The organism is Oleiphilus sp. HI0043 (assembly GCF_001634935.1).
Map to the genome: position 1 here is coordinate 1 of NZ_LWEY01001836.1, position 1,899 is coordinate 1,899.

The 1,899-nt window shown below is 48.1% G+C and carries 2 protein-coding genes; both read right to left on the minus strand.

Annotation, left to right across the window (positions count from 1 at the left end):
* Window positions 1-553: ATP-binding protein (locus A3729_RS28235; RefSeq protein WP_156498197.1), on the minus strand; the 553-nt coding region annotated here is incomplete at its 3' end.
* Window positions 550-1,899 (minus strand): hypothetical protein (locus A3729_RS33610; protein WP_197476219.1); only part of this gene is annotated, 1,350 nt, incomplete at its 5' end. The genes A3729_RS28235 and A3729_RS33610, both read right to left, overlap by 4 nt.

The following is a 1,899-nucleotide window of genomic DNA, read 5'->3' on the forward strand; positions in this document are numbered from 1 at the left end:
TCGATTGGTGAATTTGATCTAAGAGTTGATTAGACTCATTCTGATTACCCACGAACACCGACATTAGTCGGATTCTAGCGGTTTCAAATGCATCAAAAATCTCAGAAAACGCGTACAGTTGATCCAGACTTAATCGCTGCATTTCATCGACAATCAGAACGATCTGATAAGTTTGATAAAGGCTAACTAAATCCAAGGCATGTTGTACGAAGCGTGCGGCCAAAACATCCGATGAGTCGGATTTCGATACAGGCACATTGACGCTCAAGCATAGATTGTTAAAGACGCCTCGTATGGTTTTTATATCACGACGATTGATGGAGGTATAGATCACCGGAACGCGACGTTGTTGACGATTACGCAAGCGATCAACGAGACGACGTACGGCAAAGGATTTTCCAATTCGTGCCGGCCCAATAATATAGCCGCCGGTTCCTCCGGTCCATAGCCAACGTTTCACTGTTTCCTCTAATTGGAGCGATGCTTGAGTATCGAATACGACCTCTAGCGGTGTATCGATGAGGGGGTGAAAAGGCATTTCCTGGGACGTCATGATGGTTCTCCAGGATGGCTAAAAGCCGTCTGACTAGACCATGTGGCATTGGCTTTAGCTTGGCGTTTCGCTTTTACACGTTCTGGCTGATTGAGGTCGAGGGCGTCGCCGTTCGATTGAAATGTAGTGGCTACGTGTAGCAGTCTCAACGCATGCTTTGGTTCCTGCTTGTGTTTAAGTAGATAGTGCAGTAATCCCGCTAAGGGATCACGCGCCTGAATTTTATCGTGGCGAATTAATTTGTTGATGTATTTTCGGATCGTGATGGAGTGGGGGAATCGTTGCCAGGAACGTGAGCAGGTTGCTACGCCGATAGGCCTGCCCATTTCGGTGTCGACCTCAAACTTGCGAATATCACGCGCATCCATATTCGCGTAGACATGTGTTTCGCTTGGCGCTAATCGAGCGAGGTCGCCAAGGTAGTAATGCACGCGTTCAAAATACAAATAACATTGCCCGCTGTCGCGATTTCGCTTAATGGGTAATCGTAACCGGAGGCGGAACGGGTTGCGTGGCACGCCAATGTCTTCAGAGACACTGGGGTGCCAGTGATGTTGCCATTGATGCGCAAACAACGTTAGAGGGGAAGATCCGGCATTTCTTCCGCCTTTACTTAGTACGTTATGTTGAGTCAACACAATGCTAAGCGCTTCTTCAAACGTTTGCAGACTGATGGCAGGAGGTTTAGTTCGGTTTTTTGCATCTTCTCGCTTAGGGTCACGCGGATGCGATCCTGTCGTCGAAGGTAATTTATGACTATGGTGGCGATTAATATAATCAAAGGCACGTTCAACTTCACTCCGCGCGACAGGATGTTTCGGATGCCCAAACTCAAGGGTCGCCCCTTGATCAACGACAACAAGCTGTTCAATCGCCTTTGCGTGATGCATCCAGGCATTGTCAAGTGCAATGCGTTCGAATACAAGGGGCGATAAGTCAGGTAAGGACGATGGAAAAGTGGCACCCGGGTCGTAAGTAAATAAGGGGGAAGTGAGTGTCATCGGCTGCCAAGATTGCAGACAGTTATCGAGTAGTGTCTGTAGATCGAGGGCACTAGGATGGTCTGTGAGTGATAGGTGGTATCCAAGATAACACGAAGAGGCCACGTCTACTGCGATTAGTAAAGTCGCGCGAGCTAATCGCAGAGGGATTAATTCATCATTTAAACAGAGAGTCAGCCGTCCCTGGAAATCAATGACCTGCTCATCAATTTCGACACGATCCATGACCTGCAAAGGGGGCTGGCTGGCTGGAAATTTCATTCGAGCTGTGCGCTCTCGTGCTTGAAGCGCATTCGCGAGCTTTTTATGAATATGACGACGTAAGGATTCGTAACCGTACTTATT